Origin of the sequence: Sphingobacterium paramultivorum (genome assembly GCF_014109745.1) — a bacterium.
Taxonomy (GTDB): Bacteria; Bacteroidota; Bacteroidia; order Sphingobacteriales; family Sphingobacteriaceae; genus Sphingobacterium; species Sphingobacterium paramultivorum.
Genome location: NZ_CP058555.1, coordinates 4,817,007 through 4,837,598, shown reverse-complemented (window position 1 = coordinate 4,837,598; position 20,592 = coordinate 4,817,007). Strand labels below are relative to the sequence as shown.

14 protein-coding genes are annotated in these 20,592 nt (G+C 40.5%); 11 read left to right on the top strand and 3 right to left on the bottom strand.

The window, feature by feature from the left end:
- Positions 1–91: 91 nt before the first annotated feature.
- From HS960_RS20155 to typA, 4 genes are all read left to right on the top strand, one after another.
- Positions 92–517, top strand: a complete 426-nt coding sequence (locus HS960_RS20155; protein WP_182330527.1) for a DUF2147 domain-containing protein — start codon at positions 92–94, stop codon at positions 515–517.
- 154 nt (positions 518–671) lie between these two features.
- The gene (locus tag HS960_RS20150) at positions 672–1,919 is read left to right on the top strand and encodes an ABC transporter permease (protein ID WP_088159803.1); all 1,248 of its coding nucleotides are present in this window, start codon (positions 672–674) and stop codon (positions 1,917–1,919) included.
- Positions 1,920–2,401: 482 nt separating this feature from the next.
- Positions 2,402–3,592 (top strand): glycine C-acetyltransferase, encoded by a 1,191-nt coding sequence (gene kbl / locus HS960_RS20145; protein WP_153845354.1) that lies wholly within the window; start codon positions 2,402–2,404, stop codon positions 3,590–3,592.
- Positions 3,593–3,670: 78 nt separating this feature from the next.
- A complete protein-coding gene (typA, locus tag HS960_RS20140) occupies positions 3,671–5,476 on the top strand; it encodes a translational GTPase TypA (protein WP_153845355.1) in 1,806 nt (601 codons plus the stop codon).
- Between the two features lie 95 nt (positions 5,477–5,571).
- Here typA and HS960_RS20135 read toward each other — a convergent pair whose 3' ends face one another.
- Positions 5,572–6,078 carry an ecotin family protein gene (locus tag HS960_RS20135; protein WP_182330526.1) on the bottom strand — a complete coding sequence of 169 codons (507 nt, stop codon included), beginning with the start codon at positions 6,076–6,078 and terminating at the stop codon, positions 5,572–5,574.
- 419 nt (positions 6,079–6,497) lie between these two features.
- Between HS960_RS20135 and uvrA the strand changes: the two genes are divergently transcribed.
- From uvrA to HS960_RS20110, 5 genes are all read left to right on the top strand, one after another.
- Positions 6,498–9,299 (top strand): excinuclease ABC subunit UvrA, encoded by a 2,802-nt coding sequence (gene uvrA / locus HS960_RS20130; RefSeq protein WP_182330525.1) that lies wholly within the window; start codon positions 6,498–6,500, stop codon positions 9,297–9,299.
- Positions 9,300–9,440: 141 nt separating this feature from the next.
- Positions 9,441–11,084, top strand: a complete 1,644-nt coding sequence (pafA, locus tag HS960_RS20125) for an alkaline phosphatase PafA (RefSeq protein ID WP_153845358.1) — start codon at positions 9,441–9,443, stop codon at positions 11,082–11,084.
- 290 nt (positions 11,085–11,374) lie between these two features.
- Complete coding sequence (locus HS960_RS20120; protein WP_153845359.1) at positions 11,375–11,815, top strand: RrF2 family transcriptional regulator; 441 nt, start codon at positions 11,375–11,377, stop codon at positions 11,813–11,815.
- Between the two features lie 217 nt (positions 11,816–12,032).
- Entirely contained in the window at positions 12,033–14,825 is a 2,793-nt protein-coding gene (locus HS960_RS20115) for an outer membrane beta-barrel protein (protein ID WP_182330524.1), read from the top strand.
- Positions 14,822–15,616: a GLPGLI family protein gene (locus HS960_RS20110; protein ID WP_228280100.1), complete on the top strand. Its 795-nt coding sequence runs from the start codon at positions 14,822–14,824 to the stop codon at positions 15,614–15,616. Before HS960_RS20115 ends, HS960_RS20110 begins: the two co-directional genes overlap by 4 nt.
- Before the next feature lie 77 nt (positions 15,617–15,693).
- Here the strand turns inward: HS960_RS20110 and metG are convergent, their stop codons facing one another.
- Positions 15,694–17,763, bottom strand: coding sequence for a methionine--tRNA ligase (gene metG / locus HS960_RS20105; RefSeq protein WP_182330523.1), 2,070 nt, complete (start codon positions 17,761–17,763; stop codon positions 15,694–15,696).
- Between the two features lie 324 nt (positions 17,764–18,087).
- Between metG and HS960_RS20100 the strand changes: the two genes are divergently transcribed.
- On the top strand, positions 18,088–18,990 hold the full coding sequence (locus tag HS960_RS20100) for a S66 peptidase family protein (RefSeq protein ID WP_153845361.1): 903 nt from the start codon (positions 18,088–18,090) through the stop codon (positions 18,988–18,990).
- A gap of 41 nt (positions 18,991–19,031) precedes the next feature.
- Here the strand turns inward: HS960_RS20100 and HS960_RS20095 are convergent, their stop codons facing one another.
- On the bottom strand, positions 19,032–19,862 hold the full coding sequence (locus HS960_RS20095) for a universal stress protein (RefSeq protein WP_153845362.1): 831 nt from the start codon (positions 19,860–19,862) through the stop codon (positions 19,032–19,034).
- 223 nt (positions 19,863–20,085) lie between these two features.
- Between HS960_RS20095 and HS960_RS20090 the strand changes: the two genes are divergently transcribed.
- Complete coding sequence (locus HS960_RS20090; RefSeq protein ID WP_159730142.1) at positions 20,086–20,493, top strand: DoxX family protein; 408 nt, start codon at positions 20,086–20,088, stop codon at positions 20,491–20,493.
- Positions 20,494–20,592: the final 99 nt, after the last annotated feature.

The window sequence follows — 20,592 nt, the reverse complement described above, 5'->3', positions numbered from 1 at the left end:
GGATTGATAGGAGTGTTTGGGGGGGGTAAAAGCGATCATATTGACAATAGGGCGGAAATTGAAAGAATTAAGTTCATAAAATAATAGACCCATGAAGAAAATTATGATGTCATTCATAATGCTGCTGACTACAGTAGCATTATTTGCGCAAACAGATCCCATCATCGGAAAGTGGGAAAACCCAAGCGGAGAAGGTCACGTTGAAATTTACAAGAAAGGCGAGAAGTTTTTTGGCAAGCTCTATTGGCTGAAATTTCCAAATAATGAAGCCGGTCAGCTGAAGAAAGATATAAAAAATCCAGATAAAGCACTGCAGAGTAGAAATGTACAGGGACTCGAAATTTTGACCAATTTTGATAAAGATGGCAATACTTATGTTGATGGAAAGATCTATGATCCGAAGTCGGGCAAAACGTATAGCTGCAAGATGACCTTAAAAGGTGATAAGCTTGATATCAGAGGTTATGTGGGTGTGAGCTTGCTTGGACGCACCGAGACATGGAAAAGAATTAATTAAGATAGAAAATGGCTGCAAAATCAAAATAATCCGCTTGCATGGATAGGTCAGATTCCACCAAAAAGGCAATTTATTTCTAGGAAGTAAATTGCCTTTTTGGTTTTGTGCTGGAATTACAGTATTTTCATCCCTACAAATTATAAATACCAGCTCTATGGCCGTAAAGATGTCTTATGTTGAAAATGTCAAGCTTGCACTACAGTCCATTGTAGGGAATAAGCTGCGGACATTTTTAACAGCACTGATCATTGCCATAGGGATGATGGCATTAATAGGGGTATTGACCTCGATTGATGCCATGAAAAACTCGCTGACAGATTCCTTTTCGTCGATGGGGTCAAATTCCTTCAACATACGCAACAGGGGATTGAATGTTCGGATCGGTAATGAAGGGACTCGCTCAAAAGTCTTTGCTAATATTACCTACGCACAGTCTGCAAGATTCAGACAGGATTTTCACTTTAATGCGTTGACATCAATCAGTGCCAATGTGAGTTGGAATACAACCGCAAAATATCAATCCAAAAAGACAAACCCTAATATCGGCCTGATCGGGACAGATGAAAATTATCTGCAGACATCAGGGTATGTTGTCAGCGAAGGCCGTAATTTTTCTACGCGAGAGGTTGAAACAGGTAGTGGCGTCATCATCATCGGTAGTGAAGTGAGTAAAATGCTATTCAACGAAATTATTGATCCAATAGGACAGTTTATTACTGTTAACAATATCCGCTATTTGGTGATAGGAGTTTTAAAAAGTAAAGGTTCTTCTGCCGGGATGGGTGGGGACAGAGCCTGCTTTATTCCCCTGATCAAGGCCAGGGCAGTGATGCAGGGTACCGAGCCTTCCTATGTGATCACTGTTTCTTCCAATGACCCCATGCGATTGGAAGCCGCAATCGGCGAAGCTACAATCGTATTTAGAAATATCCGCGGATTGGCATCACGGCAGTCAAATGATTTTGAAATCACCAAATCAGATGCGGTTGCCCAGATGCTGATGCAAAATATGGCTATGGTTACTTTGGGAGCGGTCGTGATTGCTTTTATAACCCTTGTGGGAGCTTCAATCGGATTGATGAACATCATGCTAGTTTCGGTCACTGAACGTACACGAGAGATCGGTATTCGTAAGGCAATCGGTGCAACACCAAGTGTTATACGTAAACAATTTCTGATGGAAGCAATTGTGATCTGTATGATTGGAGGTGTCGCCGGGATCTTTATAGGCATTTTGATTGGTAATATTCTGGCGCTGCAGCTCGGCACATCCTTTATTATACCTTGGGGAGCGATTATTTTGGGTTTCGCGGTATGTGGACTCGTCGGTATGCTATCGGGCTATTACCCGGCCTCAAAAGCATCTAAACTGGATCCAGTCGATGCGCTCCGTTACGAGTAATTCACATTGGGGCGCCTAAAACGCTATTTTTACGAAATTTTTATGGATAAGACCTTTTGTTATGCGATAGCTTAAATCCGCTAGCTTTCGTTCCTATCTGTTATTAAAATTCCGGCGCTTTTCAGCTAAAATGCGAGAGACCAAAGTTGAGATAAGGTTATACCAACTTCGGACTGCAAGCACAATGAGTCCACCTTGAGTCCACGTTGAGTCCACCTTTTTAAGGTGGATTTACCATTGAGACACCGCGCATGCACCCTGCTTACAGGTCGAAGATGTCTAGGGCTTGTCTCCCTGTTGGTCGCTATCAAACCAAGAGGAAAAGTAGATCGATCGAAAAAAGGAATTTTATGCAATCGGTTTAATGTTACCAAATCATTGATTTGGGGTGAATTCTCCGTGAATAGCCCTTTTCTCGAAAGGTAAAGCAACTTATTCCAATGAAAAAACTGTAATATTGTATAAAAAAATAAAATCGAATTATGTACAATACATTACAACCAGTTTTAGAAAAGGAATTGGAAGCAATCAAAGAAGCGGGATTGTATAAACAAGAGCGGGTGATCGTTACTCCACAAGGAGCAGACATCAAAGTAAGCACAGGACAGGAAGTTGTCAATTTTTGTGCTAACAATTATTTGGGACTTTCTTCACATCCAAAAGTAATCGAAGCTGCTAAAAAAGCGATTGATACACACGGTTATGGAATGTCTTCCGTACGTTTCATCTGCGGTACCCAAGATGTGCATAAAGAATTAGAAGCAAAAATTTCTACGTTCCTCGGAACTGAAGATACTATTTTATATGCGGCAGCATTCGACGCTAACGGCGGGGTGTTTGAGCCGTTATTTGGTGCCGAAGATGCAATCATTTCCGACGAATTAAATCACGCCTCTATCATTGACGGTGTTCGTTTGTGTAAAGCACAACGTTTCCGTTATAAAAATGCGGATATGGCTGATCTGGAAGCGCAATTACAGGCCGCATCCGGTGCTCGGCATAAAATCATTGTTACAGATGGAGCGTTTTCGATGGATGGATCTGTAGCTCCATTAGACCAGATCTGTGATCTTGCGGATAAATACCAGGCGCTAGTGATGATCGATGAGTCGCATTGTACAGGATTTATCGGTGCAACTGGACGTGGTACACACGAGCTTTTCAATGTAATTGATCGTGTAGATATCATTACAGGTACTTTAGGTAAGGCGTTAGGTGGTGCTTCTGGAGGTTTTACTTCCGGTAAAAAAGAAATCATCGATTTGTTACGTCAGCGTTCACGTCCTTATTTATTTTCGAATACCCTAGCACCAGCAATTGCCGGAGCTTCTGTTGCGGTCTTGGACATGCTGAGCGAGACAACTGCATTACGTGATAAATTGGAATCAAATACAATCTACTTCCGTGAAAAAATGACGGCTGCTGGATTTGATATCAAACCAGGTTTCCACCCGATTGTGCCTGTGATGCTGTATGACGCGAAATTAGCGCAGGAATTTGCATCCAAGATGTTGGATGAGGGAATTTATGTAATAGGTTTCTATTATCCTGTTGTACCTCAGGGAAAAGCTCGTATCCGTGTACAGATTTCGGCAGGACACGAAGTTACTCACCTGGATAAAGCAATCGCCGCCTTTACTAAAGTAGGTAAAGAATTAGGTGTAATTAAATAAAATACACATAGTTATAAAATTTATGGTGCAAAATGTTTATCTTTGCACCCTGAATTTAAAAACAAATTTACTTGCTAGATGCAAAATATTAGAAACATAGCGATTATCGCTCACGTCGATCACGGTAAAACTACGTTGGTAGACAAAATCTTACACTTCACAAATCTTTTTAGAGACAATGATGGTACAGGTGATTTAATTCTGGATAATAATGATTTAGAACGTGAACGCGGTATTACTATTGTCGCTAAAAACGTTTCTGTTGAATATAAAGGCGTAAAAATTAACGTTATTGATACACCTGGTCACGCCGATTTCGGTGGTGAGGTTGAGCGTGTATTGAAAATGGCTGATGGTGTTGTTTTGCTTGTGGATGCGTTCGAAGGTCCGATGCCACAAACACGTTTCGTTACACAAAAGGCATTATCCCTGGGGTTGAAACCGTTGGTAGTTGTCAATAAAGTCGATAAAGAAAACTGTCGTCCTGAAGAGGTTTACGAGAATGTATTTGATTTATTCTTTAGCCTAGATGCGACAGAAGAACAATTAGCATTCCCTGTATTATATGGTTCATCCAAACATGGTTGGATGTCAACAGATTGGAAAGAAAAGAAAGAAGATGTGTCTGAATTATTAGATGCTATCATCAGTCATTTCCCACCTTCCCCATTTGTTGAAGGTACATTACAAATGCAGATCACATCGTTGGATTACTCTACATTCGTAGGACGTATTGCCATCGGTCGTGTAGCGCGTGGTATAATCAAAGAAGGTCAACCTATTTCGTTGGTAAAACGTGATGGCAAGATCGTGAAATCACGTGTTAAAGAATTGCATACATTCGAAGGTTTAGGCCGTCGTCGTGTAGAAGAAGTTAAATGTGGCGATATTTGTGCCGTAGTTGGTATCGAAGGTTTTGATATCGGTGATACAATTGCAGATTTCGAAAATCCGGAGCAACTGGAAGTTATCAGTATTGATGAACCAACAATGAACATGTTGTTCACCATCAATAACTCGCCTTTCTTCGGTAAAGAAGGTAAATTGGTTACTTCGAGACACATCCACGATCGTCTACAAAAAGAATTAGAAAAGAACTTGGCTTTACGCGTCGTTCCCACTGAATCTCCAGATGCTTGGTTGGTATACGGACGTGGTATCCTTCACTTGTCGGTATTGATCGAAACAATGCGTCGTGAAGGTTACGAACTACAAGTAGGTCAACCTCAGGTAATCTTAAAAGAAATTGATGGCAAAAAATGTGAGCCTATCGAGGTGTTGGTAGTTGACGTGCCTGCAGAGGTTTCTGGTAAAGTAATTGAGCTAGTAACTCAACGTAAAGGTGAACTTTTAGTGATGGAGACGAAAGGTGAAATGCAACATCTTGAGTTCGAAATTCCTTCTCGTGGTATCATCGGTTTACGTAACAACGTGTTGACAGCTACAGCAGGTGAAGCTGTTATGGCGCACCGTTTAAAAGGTTACGAGCCTTGGAGAGGACCAATCCCTGGACGTTTGCACGGTGTATTGATCTCTTTAGATAAAGGTACAACTACAGCATACTCTATCGATAAGTTACAAGACAGAGGTAAGTTCTTCGTTGATCCAGGTGTGGATATTTATGAAGGTCAAATCTTGGGTGAGCATATCCGTGACAATGATTTAACGATCAACATCGTTAAAGGTAAACAATTGACAAATATGCGTGCTTCGGGTACAGATGATAACACACGTATCGCACCAGCGATTAAATTCTCTTTAGAGGAATCTATGGAGTATATCCAAGCTGACGAATACATTGAGGTTACACCACAGTCTATCCGTTTGCGTAAAATCTATTTGACTGAAAATGAGCGTAAAGTAAACGCGAAGAAATTCCAATAGTCAATAGCGGAACGCGATATAAAAAAAGCCCCCGAACATTGTTCGAGGGCTTTTTTATTGCATGGATATTTGGTTCACCAAATAACTGTAGCGGTTTACTTTTTTGTTCTTACCTCTGCTGCGCGATAGGTGTCGCCGTCAGTTGTGTAGATTTTGAATTGTACATCATAAGCTTCAGGTACGTAAATCACAATCGGCATTCTGCCATTGTAACGTACAGTCTCAGGTTGTGCTGAAACAAAAAGGTTTCTTTTTTCTTTGTTTGGGCAAGCCATCATAGTGCTGGCGACATTACCATTTGTTTTGAATAAATAATAGTCATAACCCCAGCCCTGAAGATCTTTTTTCTCTAAAGTGCCCGATAAATTAAAGGTATTACATCCGTCTACTTCCATCCATTTTCCCACCGAAAACTCTATTTTTTTGTTTTTATCACTTTCTGAATAGGGAACTTCAATCACCATTTTTTTATACCCTTTTTCTGGGCTAGGAAAAATTCCTAAGTCAATTTTGTCGATAACCATTTGCGCTTTACTAATAGTTGTTGAGGATACTAATGCGATCATCAATAGCATCATTACTTGAAATACATTTTTTTTCATATATGCAATTATTTAATTTTAATGGCCATGAAATATTCTTGTTTTTTGTGTGTTGTAAACTTGAATACCCCATTTTATTATTTTTATTTGTTTTTTAAACGCGCTATCTGCAAAAAATGCTACACGCTTATAACAGATATAACACCTATAGGACTGTATTGTTTTTGGAAGGATTAATCGAAAAACAAAAAATGTTAAATAATAATTGCTTGGGAAACTAAATTGTTTGATGTATTTCAATTTATAGCTGGTCGTAGATTTACTTGTTTGTCGTGTATGAAGCCTTTCATCAAAATTTTGCCGACTTTGGAACAGTTGCTCTTTTTTGAAATTCAGGTGATAGAAAACCGAATTGCTTTTTAATTCGCAGGAATATAATCAGCCAAGAATACGTAACTTTGTGTGAGATAAGGATTATTATGAGTAAACAGGTGGAGCACACTCCAAAAGAATATATTCAGATAAAAGGAGCAAGAGTTAATAACTTAAAGAATATTGACGTTGATATCCCTAAAAATAAATTAGTTGTTATCACTGGAATGTCGGGCTCAGGAAAATCCTCCTTGGCTTTTGATACGCTCTATGCCGAAGGACAGCGGCGTTATGTCGAAAGTCTCTCTTCGTACGCAAGACAATTTATGGGACGGATGAATAAACCGGAGGTGGATTACATCAAAGGTATCGCCCCTGCAATTGCCATAGAGCAACGTGTCATTACTTCCAACCCCCGTTCGACGGTAGGAACATCCACCGAGATCTATGATTATCTGAAATTGTTATATGCCCGAGTCGGAAAGACAATTTCTCCTGTATCTGGTCGCGAGGTGACCAAAGACAGTGTGAGTTCAGTGGTGGATTTTGCCTTGAATTTGGAAGAGGGGACAACGTTGACGCTTCTCGCGCCACTTATTCCTTCTCATGGACGCAAACTCAAAGAAGAGTTGTCTCTCTTGTTGCAGAAAGGTTTTGTGCGTGTCGTCTATGGGGATAGTATGCAGAAGATCGAAGCTATTATCGATGATAAGGCCATCGCCAATAAAGACCTTCAGGATGGTGAAGTGCTTATTGTCGTCGACCGGGTTCGCATTGAACAGGACGATGACACAGTCAATCGACTTTCTGACTCTGTCCAAACAGGTTTTTTCGAAGGTAAGGGGGAATTTTATATGGAGGAAAATGGTCAAAGACATCATTTCTCTCATAAATTTGAACTTGATGGAATAACATTTGAAGAACCTACACCAAATTTCTTCAGTTTTAATAATCCTTATGGTGCCTGTCGCCGATGTGAAGGTTATGGAAAGATCATTGGTATTGACCCTGATCTTGTTATTCCAGACAAAAGCCGTTCGGTCTACGATGGCGCAATTGCCCCTTGGCGCGGGGAGAAAATGGGCGAGTGGTTACAAGTGCTTGTTAAAAGTTCCCTGAAATTTGATTTTCCAATACATCGTGCATACATGGATCTGACCGCTGAACAGAAAGAGTTGCTGTGGACGGGAAATAAATATTTTACCGGCCTGACACAGTTCTTTCAGGAACTTGAAGAGCAGACTTATAAAATTCAATACCGTGTGATGTTGTCTCGCTATCGTGGGAAGACAGATTGCCCGGACTGCCGTGGGACCCGATTACGTAAAGATGCTACTTACGTGAAAGTAGGGGGCAAGTCTATCACCGATATCGTTTTGATGCCGCTGGAGGACGCCTTGGAATTCTTTACAACTTTACCGCTGGTGGGTAATGAACTTGTCATTGCCAAAAGACTTCTTGCTGAAATTAATAATAGATTGCAATTTTTGTGCGATGTTGGATTAAGTTACCTGACCTTGAACCGGCTATCGAATACCCTTTCTGGAGGGGAATCACAGCGGATCAATCTGGCAACTTCATTAGGAAGTTCACTCGTAGGTTCTATTTATGTGTTGGACGAGCCAAGTATTGGACTTCATCCACGTGATACACAGCGCCTGATCTCTGTGCTGAAATCTCTGCGCGATGTTGGTAATACAGTGGTGGTGGTCGAGCATGAGCAGGAGATGATGGAGGCGGCTGATTACCTGATCGATATCGGACCGGAAGCCGGGATCAATGGCGGCGAAATGGTCTTCGCGGGTACATATCAGCAGATTCTGAAAGATACAAAGAGCCTTACGGGTCAATACCTCAGTGGCAAAAGCCAGATTGAGGTACCCAAAAAACGCCGTCCATGGTCCAATAGTGTTACCATTAAAGGAGCCCATGAGAATAACCTCAAAGGGATTGATGTACAATTTCCATTGAATACGTTTACTGTGGTAACGGGTGTTTCGGGATCAGGTAAGACCTCCTTGGTCAAACGTATCCTTTACCCAGCACTGCAGAAGTCGATAGGCAATTACTCCGGTGAGCAGACGGGGGTCTATGATGCGATCGAGGGGGATATTACCCAAGTCGAACAAGTTGAAATGGTCGATCAAAACCCGATCGGTCGTTCTTCGCGATCCAACCCGGTGACTTACGTGAAAGCCTGGGATGAAATCAGGGCTTTATATGCCAACCAGGCACCGGCCAAAGCTGCTGGATTGAAACCTGCGGCATTTTCATTTAATGTTGAAGGTGGACGTTGTGATGTTTGTCAGGGCGAAGGCGAAGTTAAAATTGAAATGCAATTTATGGCCGATATCGTTTTGCCCTGTGAGGCATGTGGAGGCAAACGATTTAAACAATTTGTGCTTGATGTACACTTCAAAAACAAGTCGGTAGCAGATGTTCTCGAGCTGAGTGTTGATGAAGCGATCGTATTCTTTGCAGACCAGCCTAAAATATTAGCGAAATTGCAGCCTTTACAGGACGTTGGACTAGGCTACGTTAAGCTCGGACAATCGTCAAGTACATTGTCTGGTGGTGAAGCACAGCGGATTAAGCTGGCTTCCTTCCTCATTAAGGGAAATAACAGCAAGAAGACACTTTTTATCTTTGATGAGCCCACGACGGGCTTACACTTTCAGGATATTAAAAAGCTATTGAAATCATTTGATGCACTGATTGCCTTAGGAAACAGTATCTTGGTGATCGAGCACAATATGGATATGATCAAATCGGCAGATTGGGTCATCGATATTGGTCCTGAGGGTGGCAATAAAGGTGGAAAGCTAGTCTTTGCGGGACTTCCTGAAGAACTTATCCATTGTAAAGATTCTTATACAGGTCAATTTTTAAAGGCACATTTAAGAGATTAAATCCTACTTTAGCGAAGTGAAGTAATCTGTATCAGGGCAACTGGACTGCCAATAAGTTGCGATTTATTGTTCCTTTTGTTAAGGCCTGATAGAATACTATGCAGTAAATAAAAAACTAATATTTCAATACTTAATACGATTATGATTAAAAGATTTTTTTTAAGTGTCGTCCTTGGAATAGCGGCGCTTTCGTCCATGGCGCAACAACCGGAAAGACCAAAATTGGTTGTCGGCCTGATGGTGGATCAAATGCGTTGGGATTATTTATATCGTTTTGCAGATCGATATGGAAATGATGGTTTCAAACGACTTTTGAAAGAAGGATTCTCCTGTGAAAATACATTGATTAATTATATTCCGACATACACAGCCATTGGGCACAGTTCGGTATATACAGGTTCAGTTCCCTCCATACATGGTATTGCAGGCAATGACTGGATCGAAGAACAGACGGGCAAGAATATGTACTGTACGCAGGACGACAATGTCATTGGTGTAGGTACTACAGCCAAGGAAGGGCAGCAGTCTCCACGTAATTTGCTTGCTTCGACCGTAACGGACCAATTGAAGCTCGCTTCTAACTTTAAATCCAAAGTGATCGGTATTGCAATCAAAGACCGTGGCGGTATTCTGCCGGCGGGACATTTTGCCGATGCAGCGTATTGGTTTGAAGCAAAATCAGGTGATTGGATTACCTCTAATTTCTACATGGATAAACTGCCAAAATGGGTGGTGGACTTCAACAAGAAAAAATTGGCCGAGAAATACCTGAAAGGCGACTGGAAACCAATGTATGATATCAGCACCTATGCTGCCAACAGTATTGCCGATGATAACATCTACGAAGGTAAGTACCCTGGAGAAGAAAAGCCGACTTTGCCGCGTGCGACTTCCAAGCTAATGAAAGACGAAGGCTATGAGCTGATCAAAACCACACCAATGGGAAATCAGTTTACGTTGGATCTAGCTATGGAAGCAATCAAAAATGAGCAGATGGGAAATAACCCAACTAAAAATACCGACTTTCTTTGTGTGAGCCTTTCAGCAACAGATTATGTGGGGCACCGTTACTCATTGACAGCAGTGGAGATTGAAGATATCTATCTGCAGCTCGATAAACAGCTTGCCGATTTCTTCAACTACCTGGATAAGACGGTGGGCAAGGGTAACTACACGTTCTTCCTGACAGCAGATCATGGCGCTTCTTATAACTCTCGGTTCTTTATGGATATGAAAGGAAACGGTGGTTATTTCTATTCCCGTCAGATTATCACAGGACTTAACAAAACCCTTAAAGAGAAATTTGGACAAGAGAAGCTTGTTAAAAGTATGATGAACTACCAGGTGCACTTAAATAATCAATTGATTGATTCTTTGAACTTGGATCGTGATAAAATAAAAGAGACCATCATTCGTGAGCTTCGCCATACAGAAGGCGTCGCTTATGTTGCTGATATGGAAAAGGGTGAAAGTCTGATGATTCCGGCGCCTATCCGTGAAAAAATGATCAATGGCTACAATTTTAAACGTAGCGGTTCAATCCAGATCGTTTGTGAGCCACAATGGTACGACGGTACGCCTCGTTCGACCGGTACGACACATGGTACCTGGTCTGGGTATGATTCCCATATTCCTTTGGTATTTATGGGCTGGGGAATTAAACCCGGAGTATCTAATACAGAGGTGCATATTGTGGATATCGCACCGACAATTTCGTCGCTCTTACACATTACCGAGCCTAATGGCAGTATCGGAAAACCGATTACGGCGGTATTGGGACAATAAGAGATCAGAGCGAACGCTCATTAAGTTTTAACAACACAGACAACCTTCGGAGTAGTAGAATCCTTATGGATAAACTAAATCCGAAGGTTATTTTTTAGATAAACAAATAGTTAGTTTATCGTAGGTGATCATGTATAGCAATAGCATATCTTCGACGCATAAGACTGCAGTGTGGGCAGATGTGAACTACAGTTTGCGCCCATACAGATGATACATACGTGAAATTAGGGCGGTTTTATTCTATTGAATAAAAAACGTAAATTTGCAATTCAACAGGGGGTTAACAAATTATGCTTTCCAAAAAGACAAAATATGCAATAAAGGCACTTATGGTGCTTGGTCGTAACTACGGCAATGAGCCTATGCAAATCGTGAAGATTGCACAGGAGGAGAATATTCCAAAAAAATTCTTGGAACAAATTCTGCTTGAAATGCGAAATGCCGGAATTCTCTATAGCAAAAAAGGCGCTGGAGGTGGTTATAGCCTCAATAAGGCTCCCGAAGATGTTTTCTTATCGCAGGTTATGCGCCTGATTGATGGACCTATCGCTTTGTTACCCTGCGTGAGCTTAAACTTCTACAGATCATGTGATGAGTGTACTCAAGAACATGCCTGTGGCATACGCGATACCTTTGTTGAGGTAAGAAATGCCATGTTGCAGATTTTAAATGATACAAGTATTGCCCATTTAATCAATAAGGAAAAAGAATTGAACCTAAATGTAGATTAAAGGAAATAAAATATATTTTTCTATTTATACTGGGGCGTAACAAATAAGTTACGCCTCTTTTTTTATGAGATTAAATTATTGATATAGCGTGAATTATCGTGTTTTATTTGAGCGGGTCAAGTTTCATTTATTAATTACATAATTATTTAACATTATTTTACGAATTTTCCGTAGCAACATTTATATATTTACCTCGACAATATATAAACGAAATTTTATGAAACTAACCTATTCTCTAGTTTTGTTTCTTTTATTTTCAGTCCTGAGTTCCAAGTCCTATGCACAACATAAACTTGTGGGATCGGTGGCCGATATCAAAGATCTTGCAAAACTACATCAAGCTTCAATCGCGCTGCTCAGTCCCAAAGATTCGATTTTGGTTAAATTCGGTCGGACGAAGGAAAATGGAACATTCCAAATAGCTAATATCGACACAGGTACCTATAAAATGGTGGTTTCCTATCCGCAGTATGCTGACTTGGTAAAGGATATCCATGTGGCTGCCGAAGATTTAGATATTGGTATTGTAAAGCTATCCAAAGCAGCTCTACTATTGGAGGAGGTTCAGGTGAATGGTAAAATTCCTGTAGTTATTAAAGGCGACACCATCGAATACGATGCCGGTAGTTTTAAAGTAGAGAAGGATGCTAAAGTAGAGGATCTGTTGAAGGTATTGCCGGGTATTACGATGGATGGATCAGGCAAGATCATCGCTCAAGGTAAGGAAGTAAAAAAAGTATTGCTTGATGGGGAAGAGTTTTTTGGGGATGATCCAACCCTGATCACCAAGAATATTCGGTCAGATATGGTCAGCAAGGTACAAGTCTATGAGAAGAAATCAGATCTTGCCGTACGTACAGGGGTAGATGATGGTGAACGAACGCAGACAATTGATATTAAGCTTAAAGAAGATAAGAAAAAAGGAATGTTCGGCCAAGCTGTTGCGGGAGCTGGTACAGATAAATATTATGGCGGAAAAGTCATGCTCAATAAGTTTAAGGGATCGCAGAAAATTGCTGCTTATGGTATTCTGGCCAATGATGGAATGGTCGGACTAGGATTTGAAGATAGCCAAAAATATGGTGTGGGCGGAAGTAGCAATGTACAGATGATGGACGGTGGTGGTATTATGATTTCTGGTGGTGGTGATGGTTCCGATGGGGGATGGGACGGTAAATACTATGGTGGCGGCGTGCCTAAGGCCATAAACATGGGAGCAAGTTATTCCGACAAATCCAAAGATGATAAGCATAAGATCAATGCAAACTTTAAGCGGAATCAGATCAATGTCAACAATACAAGTACATACAACGCGCAGAATAACCTTCCTGAACGTGCACAGGTAGATAATAATGTGACGTCATCAGAAACCGAAACGCAGGCAAATATTGCAAATTTAAGATATGATTTAAAGTTAGATTCACTATCCGATTTGACGGTCAATATGGGATATACCAAGTCCAATCGCGATAGTAAATCAGACTCCAAAGCCGACCAACGTAAACTGGACGGAACACTGATTACAGAAACTAATTCAAACACGGATCTAAATAGTGATCAGGATAAGTTCAATGTGAATGCGATGCTAACCCGTCGTTTTAAAAAGGAGCGTAGATCTGTTACTTTTAATGTCAGTGCCAATACGGATAAAAATAGTTCTAAAACGCAATATTTTTCTGAGAACTACTTTGAAAGTTCGGGAAATAAGACTGTAATTGATCAATTTAAGAATGATAAACTTACAAATAATGCTTATGCCGCTTCTGTGACGTACTCGGAGCCCCTTTCCAAAAGATTGACAGCTGCAGTAGGGTATTCTTTTAATAGTAACAACTCGGAAACACTTAATCAGTCATTCGATAAAGATCCTGCTACAGGTAAATACACTGTCCTGGATCAAAATCTATTAAATGATTTCGATTTTTCCAGTTTGAAAAATGGTATTAACACCTCGCTGAATTATAAAACCAGTAGTTTAACTGTCAATTTAAGCAATAGAGTTGATTTTGAGGATGTAAAGAGAACGTATAACAACCTCAATACAACATTGCAGCGCAATCAGACTTCTATCAACCCGAACGTCTCGGTGAACTATAAACTTTCGAAGAGTAAAAACATTGGATTTCGTTATAGTGGACGTACGGCACAACCTTCGTTGACACAGATCGAGCCTTTAAAGCAAAACGCACAGCCGCTTGTGGAATATTTGGATAATCCAAATCTGAAAGCAGGGTTTAACAACTCCTATTCGATTAATTACAATAGCTATAAGCAGTTGAAAGACCAGGGATTCTATTTTTATGCGAGCGCAGATCAGGGTAAGAAGAATATCAATACCAATGTACGCTATAACCTGGACGAGGGTACGCAACAAATTTCCTATGTTAATATTGATAAGGATAATTGGCGTATTTATGGTAGTGGATCTTACAGTTTTGTGCTACAAAAGAAATGGGGATTGAAAATGAATATCGGTGTCAACGGTCAGTACAATAGCCAATTTAGTTATTTATCATCGTATAACGAAGAACCAAAGCTCAATAGAAATCAGACAAAGAGTATAACTCCTGAAATAGGCTTTAACAGATATAAAGCAAATAAGATGGACTTTTATATTTCGTTGATGCCGGGGGTCGAGCAAATGAGCTCTTTTTTACAGCCCGAATTGAACCGTACAACCTTTAAATTCCGTTCTTATTCGCAGTTCACTTATTATTTGCCAAAAGATTTTAAAATCTCGCTGTCTACAGACCAAAATTATCAAGCTGCGACGAAAACATTGCAATCCATTAATATCATTAATATGAATGGGTATGTTTCCAAAAAATTATTGAAAGATAAGTCTTTGGAAGTACAGGTATTTGTCAATGATATTTTAAACAAAAATAATGGGGTGTACCGTTATCAAAATGGAACTTCATTTATCCAGACCAGCAACGATGTACTGCGTCGTTATGGAATGCTAAAAGTAATCTACAATTTTACAACAATGAAAGGAGATGCCAAATGAGTAAGTATATAAAGTTGATGGTCTGGGTATTATTGTTGAGCTCAGGAGTAGCCCATGCACAACACGCGTATTTTCCGAGCAGCGGAACGGTGACTTATGAACGGAAGTTTCATGTGCAGAATTTCTTAAAACGCAATTATCTCAGCAAACCCGATTTAGATACCTGGGATAAGCTGATGGTCGACAATGCGGTGAAGAATGGGCCTGCAGAGGTGGTGACCCATCATATCCTGAAATTTTACGATAATGAGACCCTGTTTGAAACGGTGCAGGAAGATTATCCCGCAAATTATCGTAATGTGACTCACTATAATTCTATTCTCCCGGATTCAAAAACGTACATTAATTTCCAGAATCAGGAATTCTTAAAATTGCTCCCCTTTGGAGATGATCAGCTCTTGCTTAAAGATTCATTGCCTACTGTAAAATGGAAGTATACCGATGAATACCGAAATATTGCGGGATATGACTGCAGAAGAGCCAATGGAATTATTCAAGATTCGGTCTATGTGGTTGCGTTTTTTGCGGGGCAAATCCCTATCTCCGGTGGTCCTGAACTTATACACGGACTCCCGGGCTTAGTGATGGGGATATCCATCCCAAGTATGAATGTAAATATGTTTGCCACAAAGGTGGAGATTACCAATACCGCATTTTCCAACGTGCTGACCAAGAAGAAAAAAGTTGTTGCGGAATCCAGGGCAGAGATCATAAAAAAACTGAAAGATACCGTCTATGATTATATGGATGAGAAGGCGTTTAAGAAGCGTTTGCAGAGTATACTCTTTTAGGGGGGTAGGCGGTCGAGATGATAAAAAAGCCTGTTCGTATGAACAGGCTTTTTGTGTAAAAGGAGGTAGGTCTTATATTAACGTACCGTACTTCCGACTTTAATTGTTGTATCGGGTTTGACAAAATCCAATCGACCATCAGCGTCTTCGGCCATAAGGATCATTCCCTGTGACATAATTCCTTTTATTTCACGAGGCTCAAGATTGACTAAGATGGATACCTGGCGGCCTACGATCTCCTCAGGACTGAAGAACTCTGCGATACCCGAAACGACAGTGCGTGTATCTAAGCCGGTGTCTATCGTCAATTTTAACAACTTCTTGGTTTTGGCAACTTTTTCAGCAGCGGCAATGGTTCCGACACGGATATCCATTTTAACAAAATCATCGAAGCTAATATTTTCTTTTGCAGGAGCAACCTTGGCATTATCGGCTAAGTTTTTCGCTTTTGCTTCAGCAAGTTTGTTTAACTGGAAGTCGACTTGTTCATCGGTTATTTTGTCGAATAACAATTGCACTTCACCCAATTGGTGTCCAGCTTGGATCAAAGCATCTGAACCTGCGTCGTTCCAGTTCCCTTGTGGAAAATTAAGCATTTCAAATAATTTGATAGCTGTTTTTGGTAAAAACGGTTGTGCAAGAACGGCAAGATTGGCAACGATTTGAGCCGCTACATTTAGGATTGTTTTGACACGTTCCTCATCTGTTTTAATGATTTTCCATGGTTCCTCATCGGCAAGATATTTGTTGCCCAGACGAGCTACATTCATAAATTCTGCCAATGCCTCACGGAAGCGGAATTGCTCCAAAGACGATTTGATAGAAGTAGGGTATGATTTTAGTTCATCCAGTACCGCTTGATCTACAGCTGTTAGTGGCGAGCCGTTCAATACCTTGCCATCAAAATATTTGTGGGAAAGTACCAAGACACGGTTGACAAAGTTTCCAAAAATAGCAACGAGCTCATTGTTGATCCTAGCTTGGAAATCTTTCCAGGTAAACTCGGCATCCGAAGTTTCCGGTAATATGGATGTCAATACATAACGCAATTCATCCTGCTTATCAGGAAATTCCTGTAGGTATTCATGTAACCAAACCGCATGGTTTCTGGACGTGGACAGCTTATCACCTTCCAGGTTAAGGAATTCGTTGGCTGGAATATTTTCTGGTAAAATATAGTCGCCGTGTGCATGAAGAATCGCCGGGAAAATAATACAGTGGAAAACAATATTATCTTTTCCAATAAAATGGATCAGCGTAGAATCGTCTGCTGGGTTTTCATGGGTTTTCCAATAGTCTTCCCAGTTTTTACCATGGTCTAAAGCCCACTGTTTTGTTGCTGAGATATAACCGATAGGTGCATCTAACCAAACATATAGTTTTTTACCCTCTGCTTCAGCCAAAGGTACATCAACGCCCCAATCCAGATCTCTTGTCATTGAACGCGGCTGTAAACCGGATTTAAGCCAAGATTGACATTGGCCAAAAACGTTGGATTTAAGGATATTTTTCTTTCCTTCGATCAGCCATTTTTCAAGCCAAGGCTGGTATTTATCCAAAGGTAGGTACCAATGTTTCGTTTCTTTCAAAACTGGCGTTTTTCCGCTCAATGTTGAAATTGGGTTGATCAAATCTGTTGGGCTAAGTGATGTCCCACATTTTTCACATTGGTCACCATAAGCGCCTTCGGACTTACAATTTGGACAAGTTCCCGTAATGTAGCGGTCTGCCAAAAACTGATGGTATTCCTCATCGTAGTACTGCTCCGAAAATTTCTCGACAAATTCACCTTTGTTGTAAAGGTTCAAGAAGAAATCCTGCGATAACTGGTGATGTATGGGCTCCGATGTACGGTGATATATATCGAAAGAGATACCAAACTCCTCAAAGCTTTCTTTGATTTGTTTATTGTATTTGTCAATGATTTGTTGCGGGGTGATGCCCTCTTTTTTTGCACGGATGGTAATCGCCGCACCATGCTCATCTGAACCACATACATAGACTACATCTTTTTGATTCAGACGCAAATAGCGGACAAAGATATCCCCTGGGATATAAGCTCCGGCAAGGTGTCCAATATGTAAAGGACCATTGGCATAAGGTAATGCCGATGTGATGGTATAACGTTTTTTATCTAGAATACTCAATGCTTGAAAGTATATTAAAGTGTGTACTTGTTTTCTTTGGCAAACTTAGATAAATTGCTGTTTATATGCAATATAAATGCGTGTCATATCGAACAATTTATTCTTGAATTCTTGTTTTGGCTCATTTCTACGATTGTTTCAACTTGATTAAAATGCGCTTCCATTTAACAGCTTGTTATCGTAGAAATATTATTCAAAATAGCGGTAGAAAACTTAGATAAATTTACGTTTATTTGTACATATAAGCACAATATATCAAGTAAATTTATAACTGGACTCTACAATGGAGAGCTCCTTACGTTTGATCATTAGCGATAAAAAAAGATGTCCAAAATACCTGATTTTCTGAAAGAAGGCGATAAAGTAGCTATCGTTTGTCCTGCGAGTTTTATACGTGGCTCTATCGATGTTGGCATAAAAACATTGGAGAACTGGGGGCTGGAAGTTGTGGTTGGGAAGACTGTTGGGACATCGTTCCATCAATTTGCCGGAGATGACAATTTACGCGCTGCCGATCTGCAGTGGGCACTGGATGATCCGTCGATTAAAGCAGTTTTTGCCGCGCGCGGAGGTTACGGTTGTGTTCGTATTGTCGATCAGATAGATTTTTCAAGCTTTGAAAAAGATCCCAAATGGTTGGTGGGTTTTAGCGATATTACCGTATTGCATAGTCATATTCAACGGAACTATAAAATTACAACAATACATGGACAGATGCCAAAGTCTTTTGAAACGGGCACAAAAGCATCGTTGGAAACTTTAAAAAATGCATTGTTTGGCCATAATATGGATTTTGCCTACGAGCAAACGTTATTCCCCAATCGTGCGGGTAGAGGCGAAGGAAAATTGGTCGGTGGAAATTTAGCAATCTTACTGTCTGTACTTGCTTCTAATTCGGATGTCAATTACAAGAATAAAGTTTTATTTATAGAGGATGTAGGTGAAGCCTATTACTCCGTAGACAGAATGCTAAGGGCATTGAAGCGCGCGGGGAAATTAAAAAAATTGAATGGTCTAATTGTAGGGGGCTTTTCTGCTATGAAAGACAATGATCCTGCTTTTGGGCAGCGTGTAGAGGAAATTGTGTGGGATATAGTTAAAGAATATGATTTCCCGGTAGCATTTGGCTATCCAGCAGGGCATATTGATGATAATCACGCCCTGGTATTTGGGCGAAAAGTAGCCTTGAATACAACAGTAAATTCTGTTCAGTTAACCTATTTGTAGGGGAAGCTGAACAGAATCTCATTGTTTTATTTATTGGTTGATTATCCCGAATGTACAGGGATGACCATCATGGCAGCCTGACTCTTCCAGGCCATCTTTTGCGCTATACTCGTATTGAAAATTCGACTTAATAAGCCCTTGTCCCGATGGAAAGTGACCATCATGTCGATATGATTTTCGTTGATGTATTGGTTGATTCCTGAAGCAATGTCTGCATTGAGGATATAGCTATAGATTGGGTGGTAAGGTGCCAGTAAATCCTGCATGGCTGTTATTTCTGCATTAACGGCTTTATTTGCCGGATCTTCTTTAGTCACATGGACGACATAGACCTCACTTTTACGTAATACTTCGGACGCATTAACCAAAAGACGGTTTAATTTTAGTTTTACCTCTTTGAGATTGGTGGCGATCAACATCTTTTTGGGTACCCGAAATTCTGCTCGTGCGGGGACCACCAGTAATGGTGTGTGACAATTTTCGATCAGCTTGAGGGTATTGCTTCCAAGAAGCAGTTTCTTTAAGCCGCTTTTACCTGCAGTCCCGACGATGACAAGGTCAATGTCCTCCTCGGCACAGGTACGGTTTACGCCATAACTAAGTTCATATTCCTCAAGAACTGATTTCCAGGCAATGCCCTCAGGGAAAAGCAACATCAGTTCCTGTTGCCAGGTATTGAGATCTTTTTGTTTTTCTTCCAAGATTTCTGAATTGCTGATGACAACAGGTTCAGTACCTACGGTAGGGATTACTTCGTATGTGTGGTATAGGACAACTTTTTCAATGCCCCAAAGTGGAGCTAATTGTGCGGCATATCGAGCAGCAGCATAGGCATTGTCCGAAAAGTCTGTTAACAAGAGTAGGTTTTTCATCCTTTAGTTATTTGTTGATCCATAATCCGCAGCTACGGTTTTTTACGCTGTCTTAGCCGTTCCAAGCATTATAATCGGGTCTATAGTCATCAAATTACGCATTAAGTATTATAAATGCAATAGCTTTATTTATTATGGTGAGTGCTGTGAGCTGTTCAATTTAAATAATTTCATTAATTTAGGGAGATCGGTAATTCAAGTTTTAATAAATTAAACGTTTTTTATGGCAATTTGGAATTCATTGGGTAAATATAGGGATACGGGACTTTTGGTCGTGCGTGTTGGACTTGGGGTGATGATGATCATGCACGGTCTGCCCAAATTACAGGGCGGTCCTGAGCTCTGGGCAGGTGTAGGAAAATCTATGGGTAATATTGGTATTCATTTTATGCCTACCTTTTGGGGGTTTATGGCAGCTGCGACCGAAACTGTTGGGGGCCTATTTTTATTGCTGGGGCTCTTTTTCCGACCAGCGGCATTATTGCTTGCATTTACGATGGTTATCGCTGGATTAATGCATCTTTCTAAAGGAGATGGTATCTCTGGTGCATCACATGCGATTGAGCTTTGCTTTGTGTTTTTAGGACTTATCCTTATTGGGCCGGGTAAACATTCGGTTGACAAGAAATAAGAGACTCCCCGGTAAGAGATTTCCCAGAGGAAGAATTATACGACAAAAACGCCGCAATGTATTCTAAATTGCGGCGTTTTGTCGTATAATTTGTTTCTG

Excerpts from the sequence above, each read along its gene's own strand:
- uvrA (WP_182330525.1), top strand. The coding sequence starts at position 6,498 with ATGAGTAAACAGGTGGAGCACACTCCAAAAGAATATATTCAGATAAAA.
- kbl (WP_153845354.1), top strand. The coding sequence starts at position 2,402 with ATGTACAATACATTACAACCAGTTTTAGAAAAGGAATTGGAAGCAATC.
- typA (WP_153845355.1), top strand. The coding sequence starts at position 3,671 with ATGCAAAATATTAGAAACATAGCGATTATCGCTCACGTCGATCACGGT.
- HS960_RS20110 (WP_228280100.1), top strand. The coding sequence starts at position 14,822 with ATGAGTAAGTATATAAAGTTGATGGTCTGGGTATTATTGTTGAGCTCA.
- HS960_RS20155 (WP_182330527.1), top strand. The coding sequence starts at position 92 with ATGAAGAAAATTATGATGTCATTCATAATGCTGCTGACTACAGTAGCA.
- HS960_RS20115 (WP_182330524.1), top strand. The coding sequence starts at position 12,033 with ATGAAACTAACCTATTCTCTAGTTTTGTTTCTTTTATTTTCAGTCCTG.
- HS960_RS20150 (WP_088159803.1), top strand. The coding sequence starts at position 672 with ATGGCCGTAAAGATGTCTTATGTTGAAAATGTCAAGCTTGCACTACAG.
- HS960_RS20100 (WP_153845361.1), top strand. The coding sequence starts at position 18,088 with ATGTCCAAAATACCTGATTTTCTGAAAGAAGGCGATAAAGTAGCTATC.
- HS960_RS20095 (WP_153845362.1), bottom strand. The coding sequence starts at position 19,862 with ATGAAAAACCTACTCTTGTTAACAGACTTTTCGGACAATGCCTATGCT.
- HS960_RS20120 (WP_153845359.1), top strand. The coding sequence starts at position 11,375 with ATGCTTTCCAAAAAGACAAAATATGCAATAAAGGCACTTATGGTGCTT.
- HS960_RS20090 (WP_159730142.1), top strand. The coding sequence starts at position 20,086 with ATGGCAATTTGGAATTCATTGGGTAAATATAGGGATACGGGACTTTTG.
- pafA (WP_153845358.1), top strand. The coding sequence starts at position 9,441 with ATGATTAAAAGATTTTTTTTAAGTGTCGTCCTTGGAATAGCGGCGCTT.
- HS960_RS20135 (WP_182330526.1), bottom strand. The coding sequence starts at position 6,078 with ATGAAAAAAAATGTATTTCAAGTAATGATGCTATTGATGATCGCATTA.